The organism is Enterobacter cloacae complex sp. IR5428, assembly GCF_049238585.1.
In the GTDB taxonomy this organism is placed as follows: Bacteria; Pseudomonadota; Gammaproteobacteria; order Enterobacterales; family Enterobacteriaceae; genus Enterobacter; species Enterobacter intestinihominis.
Map to the genome: position 1 here is coordinate 288,183 of NZ_JBMKHV010000007.1, position 17,720 is coordinate 305,902.

The window sequence follows — 17,720 nt, forward strand, 5'->3', positions numbered from 1 at the left end:
GGGATGTACTTCAAATCTATTCAGGCTGGTGGGTCGTGCAGGATTCGAACCTGCGACCAATTGATTAAAAGTCAACTGCTCTACCAACTGAGCTAACGACCCATTCGGGTGTTGCCTGAATTATCACTCGGAACCAATAAAATTGGTGGGTCGTGCAGGATTCGAACCTGCGACCAATTGATTAAAAGTCAACTGCTCTACCAACTGAGCTAACGACCCGAGTGGTGGGTGATGACGGGCTCGAACCGCCGACCCCCTCCGTGTAAAGGAGATGCTCTACCAACTGAGCTAATCACCCACTCTGTACTGCCGGAACTGCTTTAAGTGGTGGGTCGTGCAGGATTCGAACCTGCGACCAATTGATTAAAAGTCAACTGCTCTACCAACTGAGCTAACGACCCACTTTTGCGCTGCTTTCACGTTGTTTGATATCCCGTGGCAACGGCGGCATATATTACTGATTTAAGAATTCTGCGCAACAAAAATTTCGATGAAGATCACTTAACTGCTTAGGAATCATGCTGCACGACCAGAAATAACGCGATTTCTGGTCATGCGATAATCAACCCATCGAACTCAAACGTTTTTGCGCTTGTTTGGCGCCGTCTGTACCCGGGAATTTCGCAACCACCTGCTGATAAACCGCTTTGGCTTTTGCAGTGTCGCCTTTGTCCTGCATGATCACGCCGACTTTATACATCGCATCCGGCGCTTTCGGTGATTTCGGGTAATTTTTCACCACAGAGGCAAAATAAAACGCCGCATCATCCTTTTTACCCTTGTTGTAATTCAACTGACCCAGCCAGTAGTTCGCATTTGGCTGGTAAGTAGAATCAGGGTACTTCTTAACGAAGTTCTGAAACGCAACGATAGCATCGTCCTGGCGCGATTTGTCCTGTACCAGGGCAATGGCCGCGTTATAGTCCGTATTCGCGTCACCGCTCTGTACAGGCGCTCCAGACGACGCGGAGGCATCTGCCGCAGGTGCAGGCGTCGCCGCACCGCTTTGATCGCCTGCTGCGGGCTGTGCAGCCGCACCGCCGCTGCTCAGGCTATCCATCTGCGACAAGATTTGCTTCTGGCGTTCCACAACCTGATTAAGCTGATACTGACTCTCCTGGATCTGACCACGAAGGGAATCGATATCGTTCTGGTTGTCAGAAAGTTGCTGCTGGAGTTGAGTTAAAAGCTGGCTGTGAGCGTTAGAGATACGCTCGAGTTGAGTGACCCGGTCTTCTACCGAGCCTGAGCCGACACTACTGATTGGTGCCTGAGCAAAAGCGGCCCAGGGGGCCGCTATTCCAACCAGTAACGACAGACTCATCAGATGATGTCTGAAGTTACTGCTCATGCAATTCTCTTAGTAAACGAGTACGGCACGACGGTTTTTGGAGTAAGCCGCTTCGTCGTGACCCAGTACTGCTGGTTTTTCTTTACCGTAAGAAACGATGGAGATCTGGTCAGCAGAAACGCCTTTACCCTGCAAATACATTTTAACAGCGTTTGCACGACGTTCACCCAGGGAGATGTTGTACTCCGGAGTACCACGTTCGTCCGCGTGACCTTCTACGGTGACTTTGTAAGACGGGTTGCTACGCAGGAAGTTTGCGTGCGCATCCAGCATCGCAGCGAAGTCAGAACGGATGTCGTATTTATCCAGATCGAAGTAAACGATGTTGTTCTGCTGTAACTGCTGCATCTGAAGACGCGCTTGCTCTTCAGAAGACATATTGCCATTGCCGTTAGCGTCCATACCGGTGCCGGCACCCATCATGCCTTCGCCGCTCTGGTCATTGCTTGCGTTCTTGTTAGAAGAACACGCTGCGATTGCCATAACAGGCAGAGCGATCATCAGCCCCTTCAGCACTTTGTTCAGTTGCATTTCTAAGATTCCTTTAGTAATCAATTAATTATTATTACAGATACGGCGACCAGGCAGGTGATTTTACCTGTCCATCAGTTGCCGGAAGACGCGCTTTGAAACGCCCATCTGTAGAAACCAGATTCAGCACGGATCCCATCCCCTGAGAAGAGCTGTAGATTACCATGGTGCCGTTAGGTGCCAGACTTGGCGTTTCATCCAGGAACGTTGACGACAGTATTTGTACGCCTCCCGTTACCAGATCTTGTTTGGCAATGTGCTGCTGACCACCCGCAGTGCTGACCATTACCATTGTTTTACCATCGGCACTGACGTCAGCATCCTGGTTCTGAGAACCTTCCCAGGTAATACGCTGCGCTGCTCCGCCGTTGATATTCACTTTATAAACTTGTGGACGACCTGCCTGGTCGGACGTAAAGGCCAGATTCTGGCTGTCCGGGAACCAGGTTGGCTCAGTGTTATTGCTACGACCATCCGTGACCTGACGGATCTGACCAGAACCAATATCCATTACGTACAGGTTCAGGCTACCGGTTTTAGACAGGGCAAACGCCAGTTTGGTACCGTCCGGAGAGAACGCAGGTGCACCGTTGTGACGTGGGAATGACGCAACCTGACGAACAGCACCGTTAGAGAGCGTCTGGATGACCAGCGCGGAGCGGCCGCTTTCGAAGGTGACATACGCCAGCTTAGAGCCGTCCGGAGACCATGCCGGAGACATCAGCGGCTGCGGTGAACGGTGTACGGTGAACTGGTTGTAACCATCGTAGTCAGAGACGCGCAGCTCATAAGGGAACTGGCCGCCGTTGGTCTGTACCACGTACGCGATACGGGTACGGAACGCACCTTTAATACCGGTCAGCTTCTCAAACACTTCGTCACTCGCCGTATGGCCAGCGTAGCGCAGCCACTGCTTGTTCACTTTATACGTGTTCTGAGCCAGAACGGTACCCGGCGCACCGCCGGTATCAACCAGCTGATACGCAACGTTATAGCCGCCGTCTGGTGCAGGCGTAACCTGACCGACAACTACCGCATCAATACCCAGCGCAGACCATGCAGCAGGCTGAACGTCCTGCGCAGTACCCGGCTGCTGAGGCAGGCGGGAACGATCTAATGGGTTAAATTTACCGCTGTTACGCAGGTCAGCTGCAACAATGCCGCCAATATCTTCAGGCGCAGCGCCCGGGCCTGCCCACTGGAACGGAACGACACCAATCGGACGCGCCGAGTCCACCCCCTGGGTGATCTCGATACGTACTTCTGCGTGCAGTACAGCTGCCCACAGCATTAAAAAACTAACTGCTACACGTAATGCCTGCTTCATCATATCTCCCTTATCTGGGTAACCTTACCCACGATAATTTAGCAGAATGTTAACAAACCCAAATAGACAAAACTACTTATCCTGTTTACGACCATAGACTGTTTTTCATACTTCCGTTAGAAGAGTTGATTACAGCTTAAAGTCCAGTTTGGCATCTTTTATCCTTTCATAAACAGCCTCGCTAGGCGGTTTAGGAATGTTCGCCGATCTGGCTGCGGCCAGCGCAGCCTGACAGAGCGCAGGATCGCCCCCTTCAGACGTCACGCTTTTCAACCTGCCGTCTGGCGCAAGATTGATGTGCAGTACGCATTGCTTGCCCTGATACAGGCCTGCATCAAAGAGTCGGCTCTGAATCGCAACCTGGATCTGTTTGGCATAAGCACTGATATCTGCACCTGTTGCCCCACCGTTGGCTCCGGAGGTACCGCTGTCTTTTGACGGCTGTCCATTTCCTTTCGCCCCACCGCCCGTTTTCGGTGCATTATTACCGGAACTCAGGTCGCCCAGCAGATCGTCAACTCCTGCGGCTGCGGCAGCTTTCTCAGCGGCAGCGGCCTTTTTAGCAGCGGCTTTTTCGGCTGCTGCTTTCTTATCGGCAGCGGCTTTCTCAGCTGCAGCTTTTTTATCAGCAGCGGCTTTTTCCGCAGCGGCGGCTTTTTCTGCCGCAGCTTTCTCAGCGGCAGCCGCTTTCTTCGCCGCTTCGGCGGCCGCTTTTTTCTCTGCTTCCTGGGCGGCTTTCTTCGCGGCTTCTGCTTCGGCTTTCTTCTGTGCGTCAGCAGCGGCTTTTTTCGCGGCTTCGGCTTCCGCTTTCTTCTTCGCATCAGCAGCGGCTTTCTTCGCGGCTTCTGCTTCGGCCTTCTTCTGCGCGTCAGCAGCGGCTTTTTTCGCTGCTTCTGCGGCTACTTTCGCCTGAGCATCTGCCTGCGCCTTCGCATCTGCTGCGGCTTTGGCTGCCGCCTCCTCCGCCTGCTTCTGCTGTTCCTGCGCTTTCTTCGCTGCGGCTTCAGCCTGTTTCTGCTGCTCCGCCTGCTCTTTCGCGGCTTCCTGCGCCTGCAAACGCTCTTTCTCAAGCTGCTTCAAACGTTCCTGCTCGGCGGCCTGCTTTTCACGTAGCTCTTCCGCCTGCTGTTGCGCCTGTTTTTCACGCTGTTCTTCCGCACGTTTTGCACTCGCCTGCTGCTGTTGCTGGCGATTATAGTTCTGCACTACCGCACCGGGATCCACCATGACGGCGTCGATGGACGAGCCCCCACCGCCGCCTGATGCATCAAGGTGCTCATCGAACGAACTCCAGATCAGCGCTGCAAAAAGAATCACGTGCAGCACTGCGGAGACGATTATCGCTCGCTTAAGCTTGTCGTTCTGTTCGGTTGCCTTTGACACTATCGGTTCCCAAAAACTACGCAGATGATCAAATAGGCTGAGTCATTAAGCCAACTGACTTAACGCCCGCGCTATGTAGCAAGTTCAGCGCTTTGATAATTTCATCATATGGTACGTCTTTCGCACCACCGATTAAGAAGACCGTCTTCGGATTTGACTCCAGGCGTCGTTGCGCTTCAGCAATAACCTGCTCTGGGGGGAGCTGATCCATACGATCCTTCTCGACCACCACGCTGTACTGCCCTACGCCGGAAACCTCAATGATGACCGGAGGATCGTCATTGGTGCTTACCGCCTGTGATTCTGTCGCATCCGGCAGATCAACTTCTACGCTCTGGGTGATGATGGGGGCTGTCGCCATAAAGATCAGCAGCAGCACCAGCAGCACGTCCAGTAACGGAACGATATTGATTTCGGACTTGAGCTCGCGACGACCTCGTCCACGCGATCTGGCCATGGTTTACCCCTTGTTGCTCTCGGTGCTGGTAAACGCCTGACGATGCAGAATCGCGGTGAACTCTTCCATAAAGTTGTCGTAGTTCAGTTCCAGTTTATTCACGCGCTGGTTCAGACGGTTGTACGCCATTACCGCCGGAATTGCCGCGAACAGACCGATTGCGGTCGCGATCAGTGCTTCTGCGATACCCGGTGCCACCATCTGCAAGGTTGCCTGCTTCACCGCCCCCAGGGCGATAAAGGCGTGCATGATCCCCCACACCGTACCAAACAGGCCGATATACGGGCTGATGGAGCCAACGGTTCCGAGGAAAGGAATATGCGTTTCAAGATTTTCCAGTTCGCGATTCATGGAAATGCGCATCGCACGCGACGCACCTTCTACCACGGCTTCCGGCGCATGGTTGTTAGCACGGTGTAAGCGAGCGAACTCTTTGAAACCACTATAAAAAATTTGTTCGGAGCCTGAAAGGTTATCACGGCGTCCCTGGCTTTCCTGATAGAGACGAGAAAGCTCTATACCCGACCAGAACTTATCTTCAAACGCTTCGGCTTCGCGGCCAGCGGCATTGAGGATACGCGTTCTCTGGATGATGATGGCCCAGGATGCGATTGAAAAACCAATCAAAATCAACATGATAAGTTTAACCAGAAGGCTTGCCTTCAGGAACAAATCAAGGATATTCATGTCAGTCACTGCTTAAACTCCGCGACAATAGACTTAGGAAGCGCACGAGGCTTCATTATGGTTGGATCAACACAGACAATCAGGACTTCAGCTGAGTTCAGTACCGTGTTCTCTGCATTGACTATCCGCTGCGTGAAAACCAGTGAAGTTCCGCGCATTGATGTAATTTCTGTTTGGACTTCGAGCATATCGTCGAGTCTGGCAGGCGCAAAATACTCAAGCGTCATCTTGCGTACCACGAAGGCAACTCGCTCAGCCAACAGCACCTGTTGACTAAAGTGATGATGGCGCAGCATCTCTGTGCGTGCCCGTTCATAAAAAGCAACGTAGCTGGCGTGGTAGACCACACCACCGGCATCGGTATCTTCGTAATAGACACGTACCGGCCATCGAAACAGCGTTGTATTCACTTTACATCCCGGTAATACAAGAAAAGTTGGAGCTTTCAAACTTCGCTACTATACGCGCGGGAATGATGGTTTGGAATGGGGGAAAGTAAACGGAGAGTAAATTTTTATGGGCTCGGGTAAGCCCATATCATTAACGGACATTTCTTATTCAGAAGAAGAAGAAAATCAAACCGGCGAGAAGAACCAGATCGGCAATCAGCGGGCAGAAGATGCCCTGCCAGTGAAGCGCTTTCGGACGAAAGCCGACACCGTGAATCACACCTGCACACACCGCCCACATAATCAGGAAGCCGTGCCAGATCTCAAGCTCGCTGGTTTTAGCCGCGAAGCGCGACGGGTCCCAGAAGATACAGCCCGCCAGCAGTAATGCCATAATGAGGGAAAGCGCCCGCAGGGGGCGCTTGTCCATTACCGCATATAACGTTGCGATAATATTCATTAGTGCTTATCTTCACCTGCTTTAGACGCTTCTACATGCTCAAGCGCCAGGGCAGTGATGACACCAAATGCACAGGCAAGAAGCGTCCCTAAAATCCATGCGAAATACCACATATTCAGCTCCTTACTTAATACATAGAGTGGGTGTTGCTTTCGATATGTTCTTTAGTGATGCGACCGAACATTTTCCAGTAACACCAGGCGGTGTAGAGCAGGATAATCGGCACGAACACGCAAGCAACGTACGTCATCAGGTTCAACGTCAACTGGCTGGACGTTGCATCCCACATGGTCAGGCTAGCATTCATCATGGTGCTGGATGGCATCACGAATGGGAACATAGCAATACCTGCCGTCAGGATAATGCACGCCAGCGTCAGGGAAGAGAACACGAACGCCATAGCGCCTTTCTCCAGACGAGACATTAACACTGTCAGCAGTGGCAGCAGCACACCCAGAGCAGGGATAGCCCACAGCGCAGGCATATTGTTGAAGTTCACCAGCCATGCGCCAGCCTGACGCGCCACCTCTTTGGTCAACGGGTTAGACGGTGCGGTATGGTTAATGGCGGAGGTCACCACGTAGCCATCAATACCGTACACGACCCACACGCCTGCCAGCGCGAAGCAGACCAGCGTCACCAGCGCCGCCACCTGAGCGGTCGCACGGGAACGCAGGTGCAGTTCACCTACGGTACGCATCTGGAGATAGGTTGCGCCCTGGGTGATGATCATCGCCACGCTCACCACGCCAGCCAGCAGACCAAACGGATTCAGCAGTTGGAAGAAGTTACCGGTGTAGAACAGACGCATATATTCGTCGACGTGGAACGGTACGCCCTGTAACAGGTTACCGAACGCCACACCAATGACCAGCGGTGGAACGAAGCTACCAATGAAGATGCCCCAGTCCCACATGTTTCGCCAGCGGGTGTCTTCAATCTTGGAGCGGTAGTCAAAACCTACCGGACGGAAGAATAAAGAGGCCAGCACCAGAATCATCGCCACATAGAAGCCGGAGAACGCAGCCGCGTAAACCATCGGCCAGGCAGCGAACAGCGCGCCGCCTGCGGTGATCAGCCACACCTGGTTACCGTCCCAGTGCGGGGCGATGGAGTTGATCATGATTCGACGCTCGGTGTCATTACGACCGAGGAAACGGGTGAGCATGCCCACGCCCATATCGAAACCATCGGTGACCGCAAAACCAATCAGCAGAACGCCGATCAACAGCCACCAGATAAAACGCAATACTTCATAATCGATCATTTGATGACTCCTGTCTTAGCGTGCCGGCTGAGTAGTCGTAACAGACTGCTCGTAGTGGTAGCGACCGGTTTTCAGGCTGCTTGGGCCAAGGCGCGCGAACTTGAACATCAGGAACAGTTCAGCCACCAGGAACAGGGTGTACAGACCGCAAATCAGCAGCATGGAGAAGATCAGGTCGCCTGCGGTCAGGGAGGAGTTCGCTACCGCTGTTGGCAGCACCTCACCGATCGCCCATGGCTGACGTCCATATTCCGCAACAAACCAGCCGGACTCGATAGCAATCCATGGCAGTGGGATACCGTACAGCGCGGTGCGCAGCAGCCATTTTTTCTCACCGATACGGTTACGAATGACTGACCAGAACGAGGCCGCGATGATCAGCAGCATGATAATGCCGCAACCCACCATGATGCGGAACGCGAAGTACAGCGGCGCAACGCGTGGAATAGAGTCTTTGGTTGCCATCTGAATCTGCGCTTCCGTCGCGTCGGAGACGTTCGGGGTATAGCGTTTCAGCAGCAGACCGTAACCGAGGTCTTTCTTCACGTCGTTAAATTGATCGCGAACGGCCTGGTCGGTAGAGCCGGCGCGCAGCTGTTCCAGCAGCGAGTAGGCTTTCATCCCGTTACGGATACGCTCTTCATGCTGCACCATCAGATCTTTCAGGCCAGTCACCTGTTTGTCGACGGAGCGCGTGGCGATAATACCCAGAGCGTAAGGAATTTGAATGGCGAAGCGGTTTTCCTGCGCGTCCTGGTCAGGCACGCCGAACAGGGTAAACGCTGCCGGTGCCGGCTGGGTTTCCCATTCAGCTTCAATTGCGGCGAGTTTGGTTTTCTGCACGTCACCCATTTCGTAACCGGATTCATCACCCAGAACAATAACGGACAGAATCGCGGCCATACCGAAGCTTGCTGCGATAGCGAAAGAACGCTTGGCGAACGCGAAGTCACGGCCGCGCAGCATATAGTAGGAGCTGATGCCCAGCACGAACATCGCGCCGCACACATAGCCAGACGCCACGGTGTGCACGAATTTAACCTGGGCAACCGGGTTCAGGACTAGCTCAGCGAAGCTGACCATCTCCATACGCATGGTTTCGAAGTTGAAATCAGATGCGATTGGGTTTTGCATCCAGCCGTTCGCCACCAGGATCCACAGTGCGGACAAGTTGGAGCCTAATGCCACCAGCCAGGTTACCGCCATATGCTGGACTTTACCCAGACGGTCCCAACCGAAGAAGAACAGACCTACAAAGGTGGATTCGAGGAAGAAGGCCATCAGACCTTCAATGGCCAGCGGCGCACCGAAAATATCCCCTACATAGTGGGAATAGTAAGACCAGTTTGTCCCGAACTGGAACTCCATGGTCAGACCGGTTGCCACGCCCAGCGCAAAGTTGATACCAAACAACTTGCCCCAGAACTTGGTCATATCTTTATAAATCTGTTTGCCGGAGAGGACGTAAACCGTTTCCATGATGGCCAGCAGGAACGCCATACCGAGCGTCAGCGGCACAAAAAGGAAGTGGTACATCGCGGTCAAGGCAAACTGTAAGCGCGACAGTTCGACTACGTCTAACATTATGACTCCTTGCTCATCGCATGAAGACTCCGAGAGTGAACCCCGTTAGATAAGGATCCACACGCATGCCCCAATACAAAGTTATCTGCTTCCCTTCTTCGTTGCTTATTCTCTACAGGAGGAAAAAGCAATGATGAAAGGTTACAAATACGTTAAGAAAAAACCAAATTGATCCCGTAAATATAATACGCTGCAAAACCCTTACAATAAACAGGTTTTTATTCGAACAGATTTACGTTTTTCGACGGCGATCAATTTATAGCAAAATTACCACTTTTCGGCCATTTTGATCGGGAACAATTTAACGCCTTTTGGAGCCTTTTTCCAAGGATTAAACATTGATTTAAATCAAAAACAGCCGGTACTGTTAATGATGTTTCTTTGTGATATGGATAGTAAAAACCTTGTTAATAACATGTATATTTAAAGGCATTAATGGTTATAAAAGCCAGAAGATAATATAAACAGTTGTGATTTTTATTAACGCGTGTGAAAAAAGACCTTTTTGCAGGGAGAGAAACATATAATGTTATCCGCTTCACAGTATTTTTCTTTCGCTTTACTACCCGCCTAAAAGATTACATTTCATTCACCTTCGCTAATCTTAAAATTAACACCCTTTGGTGACTATTTGATGAAATAAAGGCCGCAGGGGATGCGGCCTTGATATTGTTCTTGAGATTACCTTTCAATTTTTATGCTGAAGGTCCGTGACTGGCCTGGCCGGAAAGGCCCCGTAATGGCTGAGCCCTCCTCCCCTTGCGCTTTGCACACCTCATTCATGTCCGTTTCGCAACAGGCCTGGACCTTACGGTTCACAGACAAAGCCACGTCACAGGAGCGGGTCTCCGAAGGGTTGTACAGACGAAGAATCATCTCGTCACGATCCTCCGCTTTTTTCAGCGCACTGAGTACACATCCGTTAGGCGCCAGCGTTAGCAGGCTATAGCTACAGGGTGTGGTGAAAGAGGCACGGTTAAGCTTCATCGCATCCCACGGAATTTTGTTATAACAGTGCACTGGCGTTAACCACGACTTCGCCTGCTGCGCAACGCCAGCACTGACGGGCGTACCATTAAAACTGAACAGGCTAAAGCGACAGGTTAACTGACCCCGCATCTGCGAATCAGGCACCGGCATTTTGATCCCGGACGGTCTGCCAGGGCGCAGAAGTAAGTCTTCCTTCCCAAGCAACCCGACGCCGCGAAGCAACGTCAGGGCAAACGTGTTTTGACGCTCACCTGTTACTTCAAATTCGCGCAACCCTTCGGTAAATAGCGCCATCCCGTTACGCCGTTCCTGGAGCACCGCGTAGTTGAGCAGATTCCACACCGGCAGCGGCGCTTCCTTCCATCCCTCCTCCTGCCAGTTTGCCATCGCTTCATCCTGTACAGGGCGCGTCAGCGAACCAAACTGGGTATCGGCTAAGACCGTCTCTGTGGTGAATGGTGTCGGGATCAGCACCCGCACACGGTGGTCATCCGCGTGATTTCCGAGACGTGCCTTGACGTCGATACGTCGGCTGTTATGGCTGAGCGTGACCGTGAGTTCTGCCTCAAGCGTTCCCGTCTGCTGACGCGCAGAACGTTCAGCGAGATCCGCTGGCACCGCCATTCGATGGCGGATCACCGCCCTGCTCTGCCAGGCCTCGTGGATCACCTCAACCTCATGTTCGCCCTGCGCGGAAGAGAGTCTCCACTCTTCCCGTGAAGGCGAGTAGTCGTACTCATCGCCATCATCCGAGCTCTCTTCAATTTCCAGCGCGCGGTCATAGATAAGCCCGGACGCTTTATCGAGCAGACGCAAAGTACCGTCCTCGTTTAACGTTACTTCCCAGAAAGCATTTTCCAGTAACGCCTCCGGCGATTTATCTGGCGTCTGCAGTTTGCCGGCCACGTGCGGCTCGATATAGAGCGTGCGGTAACCCATAGATGGCAGGATCTGTTTGAGCTGGATGTCAAACTCCATGAAGGGATCGTAGTTGCCGTAATGCACTATCTGCCGGTCAATCAGCCCGGGGTCTATCTCACGCGCGCTGCGGAGATAATAAGGGATTTCATTTCCCTTTTCGTCCAACAGGCGGAACTGGCTGGCGCGCAGACGTATCGTGGTGTTGATCACTTCCTCACGCGGCCAGGGCGTGAGGTTAAACATCACCAGTTTGTCTTCCTCGCTCTGCGGCATGTTGTCGACAATCTTGCGCATATAGAAGCACGTCAGGTTATCGGCCATGTCTTCCGCCAGCTCAAAGCGTGACATCACCTCGCGATGCACTTTATCGCTGCAGCAGCAGCCGATACTGTCGTGGGCGTGATTCTTGAGGATCTCTTTCCACATTTTTTCCAGCAAGCCGTGGTGATAGTCAAAGCCCAGCGTCCAGGCAAGCGTAGCCAGCGGCTCGAGGACGTTGACGATTTTATTCTCTATCCGGGCGTGGGCGATTTTGATGTCCATCCTCGTGGAGCCGATCGTCCGGTGCACCCGCATATATTTACCGTCAATAAATTCCCCTTTCAGCGTCGCCAGTTCATCGCGGTGCGCATCGATATGGTCAAACACCTCCTCGAAGCGGCTCATCACAAACTGACGCTGCGGATAGATTTTGCGCAGCTTATCCATCACCGCAAATATGTTCTGCTGGAGCGGCATCTGATCATGGCCGTTAGGCAGCAAAATTTCTTTCGTCACGGAGGCTTTTTCGAGCACCTCGAAGTAGTTGTCGAGCCGTTTGCGCAGTCCGGCTTCATCCTCCGGTAAGTACTTACCAATCGCGTAGCCCAGCGGCAGCACCTGTGCCGTCACTTCGCTGCCGTCCTGGCTTTGCCAGAGAAATTCGGTTTTATCGGTACCGTGCCGCTCGGAACAGCCGCGCCAGAACATGGTGCGCGTGATGCCAAAACCGTTGTAAATGTGTGGCAGCTGGGAAGACATGCCGAAGGAGTCCGGCAGATAGCCAATTTTCATCGGCTCGCCAAAGGCCAGACAGTCGCGCATGCCGTACATCAGATTGCGCACAATCGACTCGCCGGAGACAAGGGTGGTATCCGTCTGGGTATACCACGGCCCGATAATCAGCTTCCCGGCCGCCACCAGCGCCTTCACGCGTGGCCTGTTTTCCGGTTTCACGGCAAAATAATCTTCCAGCACCGCCGTCTGGCCGTCGAGAACGTAGTATTTATACTCTGCGTCCTGCTCAAGACGGGTGAGGATCTCTTCCATATTATTGACCAGAAGAATACGTGACGCTTCGGTGGTGAAGTACCACTCCCGGTCCCAGTGCATATGTGGCGTGATATGAACGCGAGATACAGCTTTCATCTTCGTTTCCTGTCAGTGCGTGTTTAGGATGGTATGTCTTCAGTCACGTAGGTACCGCTCTTCACGGCCTGGCGTCGCCAGAGCAGTAAAATGAGCGTAGAGATTGCGGCGCCCACCAGCGCGGCGCCAAACCAGCCGGCAGCGGCTATCACGCCGCCCAGCCCGGCATCATGCAGTAAGAAGAGAGAGAAAATGCCCGCGCCCGGGGTGGAGAGCCCAATACCCATCGCTCCGACAATCGCTCCGGTCGCCATTGACCCCAGAACAAATGAGCCGATGACTCGCAACGGATCCTCGATAGCCATCGGAATTGCCCCTTCGGTGATGCCCGCCAGCCCCAGCAGCCAGGTGGATTTGCCGGTCTCAATTTCGAACTGTTTAAACAGATTCGGAGCCAGCATCGTTGATGCCGTCACGGTAAAGGCCGAAACCATTTTGACGGAGGCGAAGATCGCATAAGGCCCGTATACGCCGTTGGCCATCGCGCCCAGACAGAACGCGTAAGAGGCTTTGTTGACCGGACCGCCCAGATCGAACGAGCACATAAAGCCCAGGATCGCCCCCAGCAGCAGCGCGTTCGCGCCGGAGAGACCATTAAGCCAGGCGGTCAGGGCGTTATTGATCCAGGCCACCGGTTCGCCGATCACAAACAGCATCAGGCTGCCTGCGCCCAGTACGCCAATCACCGGATAGAGATAAAAAGTCAGAAAGCCGTTGTAGCGGCTACTCAGCCGGATGTGGTTTTTCACCCAGCGCATCAGGTAGCCCGCAATCAGCCCGCCGACGATGGCCCCCAGAAAGCCGGAGCCGATCATATTGGCGGCAAGACCCGCCGCAAAGCCCGGCGTAAGCGCAGGTTTATCCGCCAGCGAGTAAGCGGTATAGGCCGCCAGAACAGGAACCATCAGAATGCCGAGCATCCCACCGCCCAGTTTACGGTACATCCACAGCCACGAGTTTTCCTGATCGAACAGGTGCTGCAAGCCCAGGATTTGCGCCAGGAGTACCGACACGGCCAGCACCGTGCCGCCAGCGACAATCAGCGGCACCGCAAAGGAGATACCGCTGAGCAGCGCTTGCTTGAGTTCGGTTTTAACGGACTTTTTCGCGTCCGTGTCGACGTGCGCAGGACGCGCATCGGATACAGGCTGTAGCGCCAGCGCACGCTCAATGAGCGCTTCCGCATGGCGCAAGGGTTCCGCGACAGGCACGGAAATGGCGGGGATCCCCTGAAAACGCTCACGCTCTTTGATCGCCACTTCCGCCGCGAAGATACACGCTTTTGCCTCCTGCAAATGCTGCGCGGTGATGCGCCCCTCAATACCGTTTGCCCCCTGCTTTTCGACCACTACATTGACGCCGAGCTTACGTCCCGCTTTTTCGAGATATTCCGCTGCCATGTAGGTATGGGCGATCCCGGCCGGACAGGCGGTAACGCAGACGATCGTCGGGGCATTCTCTGCGACGGCGGTTTCTTGCGCCTCAGGCGCCGTTTCCAGCGCAGCAAGCACCGCTTCCGCGCTGGTCGCCGTCATCACGTGCGCCCTGAGATCGTCATCCGCCAGGCGGGACGTCAGTTCCGTCAGCACCTGAATATGCGTTGATCCCGCTTGTGCGGGAGGAATGGCGAGCAAAAAAATCAGCTCGACCTCCTCCGGTCCGTCCACGCCTTCCCAGGCCAGCGGCTCGCGCAGTGTTGCCACGGCAAAAGCCGCTTCCTTTACTGCCGCTGATTTACCATGGGGTACGGCCAGCCCCTCGCCCAGCGCCGTCGGGCCAAGCGATTCGCGATGGAAAACCTCTGCCAGAAACGTATCGGCGTCGGCTATTTTGCCCAACGCTACCAGCCGCGTCGCAAGCTGACGGATTGCCTCATCACGGCTGGTAAACTGCGCCTGCACGCAGACAGCACGGGGGTCGGTCAGAGTCGTCAGGTTCATAAGATCCTCACCTATCCAAAGTTATTGTCTGGGGAGGATTGTGGCAGACTGGATAATACATTTATGTGATCATTTTCACTAACAACGATATTTGTATTTAATTTGTATTATTTACAAATCAGTCACTGAAGGCATAATTCCCCTAAAAAGGTATTAAAAAGGCGTAACACAATGGGCAATAAACCGATGTACCGGCAGATCGCCGATGCGTTCCGCGAGAAGATTAACGCCGGGGAATTAAAACCCGGAGACGCGCTGCCGACGGAATCCAGCCTTCAGGAGGCATTTAACGTTAGCCGTGTCACCGTGCGGCAGGCTTTGAAGCTGCTCGCCGACGAGCAGATCATCGAAAGCATTCAGGGCAGCGGCTCGTATGTAAAAGAGGAGCGGGTGAATTACGATATTTATCAGCTTACCGGCTTTTACGAAAAACTGGCGGATCGCAACGTTGATACGCACAGCGACGTCAGCGTCTTCGAAGTGGTGAAAGCCGATGAGCGGCTCGCGGCAAAACTGGCGCTCAATCCGGATGATAAGGTCTGGCACGTCAAGCGCGTACGCTTCATCAGGGAAAAGCCGGTGAATCTGGAAGAGACATGGATGCCGCTGGCGATGTTCCCCGACCTCACCTGGGAAGTGATGGAACAGTCGAAATACCATTACATTGAGCAGGTCAAAAAGCTGGTTATCGATCGCAGCGAGCAGGAGCTGGTGCCAGTCATGCCATCGGACGAGGCGATTGCCGCCCTGGCGCTCGATCCGGCAAAACCAATTCTTGAAAAAGTTTCCCGCGGCTTCCTTAAAGACGGCCGGGTATTTGAATACAGTCGCAACGTGTTTAATACCGACGACTATAAATTCACTCTGGTGGCTAAACGCAGACAATAAAAAAAGGCCGCTTTACAGCGGCCAACCATGTCGAAACGGACATTTTTTTATACTTCAACGCGCCCCATTCGGGGAGCAGAGAGGACTTACTTAATGATGGATTTCAGTGCTTCACCGATATCCGCCAGGCTGCGAACGGTTTTCACGCCTGCGGCTTCCAGTGCTGCGAATTTCTCATCAGCCGTACCTTTACCACCAGCGATAATCGCGCCCGCGTGACCCATACGTTTGCCTTTTGGCGCGGTCACACCCGCGATGTAACCCACCACCGGCTTGGTCACATGATCTTTGATGTAAGCAGCCGCTTCTTCTTCCGCGCTACCACCGATCTCACCGATCATCACGATCGCTTCGGTCTGTGGATCTTCCTGGAACAGCTTCAGGATGTCGATGAAGTTAGAGCCTGGGATCGGGTCACCGCCGATGCCCACGCAGGTGGACTGGCCGAAGCCGTAATCGGTGGTCTGCTTAACTGCTTCATAGGTCAGGGTACCGGAACGGGACACGATGCCCACTTTGCCCGGTTTGTGAATGTGGCCCGGCATGATGCCGATTTTGCATTCGCCCGGGGTGATGACGCCTGGGCAGTTCGGACCGATCATGCGCACGCCTGCTTCGTCCAGCTTCACCTTCACGGTCAGCATATCCAGCGTCGGGATACCTTCGGTAATGGTGATGATCAGCTTAATGCCTGCGTCGATCGCTTCCAGAATAGAGTCTTTGCAGAACGGCGCTGGAACGTAGATCACGGTCGCGGTTGCGCCCGTCGCTTCTACTGCTTCACGCACGGTGTTGAACACCGGCAGGCCCAGGTGCGTGGTGCCGCCTTTACCTGGCGTTACGCCGCCAACCATCTGCGTACCGTAGGCAATCGCCTGTTCGGAGTGGAAAGTCCCCTGGCTACCGGTGAAGCCCTGGCAGATAACCTTGGTATCTTTATTAATTAAAACGGACATTATTTCCCCTCCACTGCGGCAACAACCTGCTGAGCTGCATCCGTCAGACTTTTCGCTGCAATAATATTCAGGCCGCTGTCAGCCAGTTTTTTCGCGCCGAGTTCAGCGTTATTCCCTTCCAGACGTACAACAACCGGAACGTTAACGCCCACTTCTCCTACCGCGCCGATGATACCGTCGGCGATCAGGTCGCAACGTACGATACCGCCGAAGATGTTCACCAGAACCGCTTTTACGTTGCTGTCAGAGAGAATGATTTTGAACGCTTCGGTTACGCGCTCTTTGGTTGCGCCACCGCCCACGTCGAGGAAGTTCGCTGGCTCACCGCCGTGCAGCTTAACGATGTCCATGGTGCCCATTGCCAGGCCCGCACCGTTAACCATGCAGCCGATGTTGCCATCCAGCGCCACGTAGTTCAGCTCCCACTGGGCAGCCTGCGCTTCACGCGGATCTTCCTGAGACTGGTCGCGCATTTCGCGCAGATCCGCCTGGCGGAACAGCGCGTTGCCGTCAGCGCCCAGCTTGCCGTCGAGGCAGATCAGGTCGCCCTGGGTGGTGATCACCAGCGGGTTGATCTCGATCAGCGCCAGATCGCGCTCCAGGAAGATGGTCGCCAGCCCCATGAAGATCTTGGTGAACTGCTGAACCAGCTTGCCTTCCAGACCCAGTTTGAACGCCAGCTCACGTCCCTGGTAAGGCATTGGGCCCGCCAGCGGATCGATTGCCACTTTGTGGATCAGGTGCGGGGTCTCTTCCGCCACTTTTTCGATTTCCACGCCGCCTTCGGTAGATGCCATGAACACCACGCGACGGGAGCTACGGTCTACGACTGCGCCGAGGTACAGTTCTTTCGCGATGTCGGTTGCCGCTTCAACCAGGATCTGGTTGACCGGCTGGCCATTCGCATCTGTCTGGTAGGTTACCAGACGCTTGCCGAGCCAATGTTCAGCAAACGCACGGATCTCTTCTTTGCTCTTAACAACCTTCACACCGCCCGCTTTACCACGGCCACCAGCGTGAACCTGACATTTAACTACCCACGGGCCGGAACCGATTTTAGATGCGGCTTCTTCTGCTTCACGCGGGGTAGTACAGGCATAACCCACCGGAGCCGGTAAGCCTGACCTGGCAAACAGCTGTTTGGCCTGATATTCATGTAAGTTCATGTGTTCTATCCATCCT

Annotated in this window: 16 protein-coding genes and 4 tRNA genes; 1 reads left to right on the top strand and 19 read right to left on the bottom strand. The window is 53.9% G+C overall.

Features of this window, described 5'->3' with window-relative positions:
• Nucleotides 1-26 precede the first annotated feature (26 nt).
• From ACOTXC_RS13285 to mngA, 17 genes are all read right to left on the bottom strand, one after another.
• Nucleotides 27-102 (bottom strand) — tRNA-Lys (locus tag ACOTXC_RS13285).
• A 41-nt stretch (nucleotides 103-143) separates the two neighbouring features.
• Nucleotides 144-219: transfer RNA gene (locus ACOTXC_RS13290), tRNA-Lys, on the bottom strand.
• Between the two features lie 3 nt (nucleotides 220-222).
• A tRNA-Val gene (locus tag ACOTXC_RS13295) sits at nucleotides 223-298 on the bottom strand.
• A gap of 27 nt (nucleotides 299-325) precedes the next feature.
• A tRNA-Lys gene (locus ACOTXC_RS13300) sits at nucleotides 326-401 on the bottom strand.
• Between the two features lie 161 nt (nucleotides 402-562).
• On the bottom strand, nucleotides 563-1,351 hold the full coding sequence (gene cpoB, locus ACOTXC_RS13305; RefSeq protein ID WP_022647473.1) for a cell division protein CpoB: 789 nt from the start codon (nucleotides 1,349-1,351) through the stop codon (nucleotides 563-565).
• A gap of 9 nt (nucleotides 1,352-1,360) precedes the next feature.
• A complete protein-coding gene (gene pal / locus ACOTXC_RS13310) occupies nucleotides 1,361-1,882 on the bottom strand; it encodes a peptidoglycan-associated lipoprotein Pal (RefSeq protein WP_003858578.1) in 522 nt (173 codons plus the stop codon).
• A 34-nt stretch (nucleotides 1,883-1,916) separates the two neighbouring features.
• The gene (gene tolB, locus ACOTXC_RS13315) at nucleotides 1,917-3,209 is read right to left on the bottom strand and encodes a Tol-Pal system beta propeller repeat protein TolB (protein ID WP_022647472.1); all 1,293 of its coding nucleotides are present in this window, start codon (nucleotides 3,207-3,209) and stop codon (nucleotides 1,917-1,919) included.
• A 129-nt stretch (nucleotides 3,210-3,338) separates the two neighbouring features.
• Entirely contained in the window at nucleotides 3,339-4,592 is a 1,254-nt protein-coding gene (gene tolA / locus ACOTXC_RS13320; protein ID WP_421767745.1) for a cell envelope integrity protein TolA, read from the bottom strand.
• Nucleotides 4,593-4,620: 28 nt separating this feature from the next.
• A complete protein-coding gene (gene tolR, locus ACOTXC_RS13325) occupies nucleotides 4,621-5,049 on the bottom strand; it encodes a colicin uptake protein TolR (protein ID WP_003858589.1) in 429 nt (142 codons plus the stop codon).
• Between the two features lie 3 nt (nucleotides 5,050-5,052).
• Nucleotides 5,053-5,745 (bottom strand): Tol-Pal system protein TolQ, encoded by a 693-nt coding sequence (gene tolQ, locus ACOTXC_RS13330; protein WP_022647470.1) that lies wholly within the window; start codon nucleotides 5,743-5,745, stop codon nucleotides 5,053-5,055.
• Nucleotides 5,742-6,146, bottom strand: coding sequence for a tol-pal system-associated acyl-CoA thioesterase (ybgC, locus tag ACOTXC_RS13335; protein ID WP_003858593.1), 405 nt, complete (start codon nucleotides 6,144-6,146; stop codon nucleotides 5,742-5,744). The genes tolQ and ybgC overlap by 4 nt, the downstream gene beginning before the upstream one ends.
• A 148-nt stretch (nucleotides 6,147-6,294) precedes the next feature.
• Entirely contained in the window at nucleotides 6,295-6,585 is a 291-nt protein-coding gene (gene ybgE, locus ACOTXC_RS13340; RefSeq protein ID WP_003858596.1) for a cyd operon protein YbgE, read from the bottom strand.
• The gene (gene cydX, locus ACOTXC_RS13345) at nucleotides 6,585-6,698 is read right to left on the bottom strand and encodes a cytochrome bd-I oxidase subunit CydX (protein WP_014169181.1); all 114 of its coding nucleotides are present in this window, start codon (nucleotides 6,696-6,698) and stop codon (nucleotides 6,585-6,587) included. Before cydX ends, ybgE begins: the two co-directional genes overlap by 1 nt.
• A 14-nt stretch (nucleotides 6,699-6,712) precedes the next feature.
• A complete protein-coding gene (cydB, locus tag ACOTXC_RS13350; RefSeq protein WP_022647469.1) occupies nucleotides 6,713-7,852 on the bottom strand; it encodes a cytochrome d ubiquinol oxidase subunit II in 1,140 nt (379 codons plus the stop codon).
• Nucleotides 7,853-7,867: 15 nt separating this feature from the next.
• Nucleotides 7,868-9,436 carry a cytochrome ubiquinol oxidase subunit I gene (gene cydA / locus ACOTXC_RS13355; protein WP_023299615.1) on the bottom strand — a complete coding sequence of 523 codons (1,569 nt, stop codon included), beginning with the start codon at nucleotides 9,434-9,436 and terminating at the stop codon, nucleotides 7,868-7,870.
• A 681-nt stretch (nucleotides 9,437-10,117) separates the two neighbouring features.
• A complete protein-coding gene (gene mngB, locus ACOTXC_RS13360) occupies nucleotides 10,118-12,754 on the bottom strand; it encodes a mannosylglycerate hydrolase (RefSeq protein ID WP_421767746.1) in 2,637 nt (878 codons plus the stop codon).
• Nucleotides 12,755-12,777: 23 nt separating this feature from the next.
• Entirely contained in the window at nucleotides 12,778-14,694 is a 1,917-nt protein-coding gene (mngA, locus tag ACOTXC_RS13365; RefSeq protein WP_023299613.1) for a PTS 2-O-a-mannosyl-D-glycerate transporter subunit IIABC, read from the bottom strand.
• Between the two features lie 171 nt (nucleotides 14,695-14,865).
• On the opposite strand from mngA, the gene ACOTXC_RS13370 reads away from it, so the two are divergent.
• Nucleotides 14,866-15,582, top strand: coding sequence for a GntR family transcriptional regulator (locus ACOTXC_RS13370; RefSeq protein ID WP_022647465.1), 717 nt, complete (start codon nucleotides 14,866-14,868; stop codon nucleotides 15,580-15,582).
• Between the two features lie 86 nt (nucleotides 15,583-15,668).
• On the opposite strand, the gene sucD is transcribed toward ACOTXC_RS13370, so the two are convergent.
• On the bottom strand, nucleotides 15,669-16,538 hold the full coding sequence (gene sucD, locus ACOTXC_RS13375) for a succinate--CoA ligase subunit alpha (RefSeq protein ID WP_006809578.1): 870 nt from the start codon (nucleotides 16,536-16,538) through the stop codon (nucleotides 15,669-15,671).
• Nucleotides 16,538-17,704: an ADP-forming succinate--CoA ligase subunit beta gene (gene sucC, locus ACOTXC_RS13380; RefSeq protein WP_022647464.1), complete on the bottom strand. Its 1,167-nt coding sequence runs from the start codon at nucleotides 17,702-17,704 to the stop codon at nucleotides 16,538-16,540. Before sucC ends, sucD begins: the two co-directional genes overlap by 1 nt.
• Nucleotides 17,705-17,720: the final 16 nt, after the last annotated feature.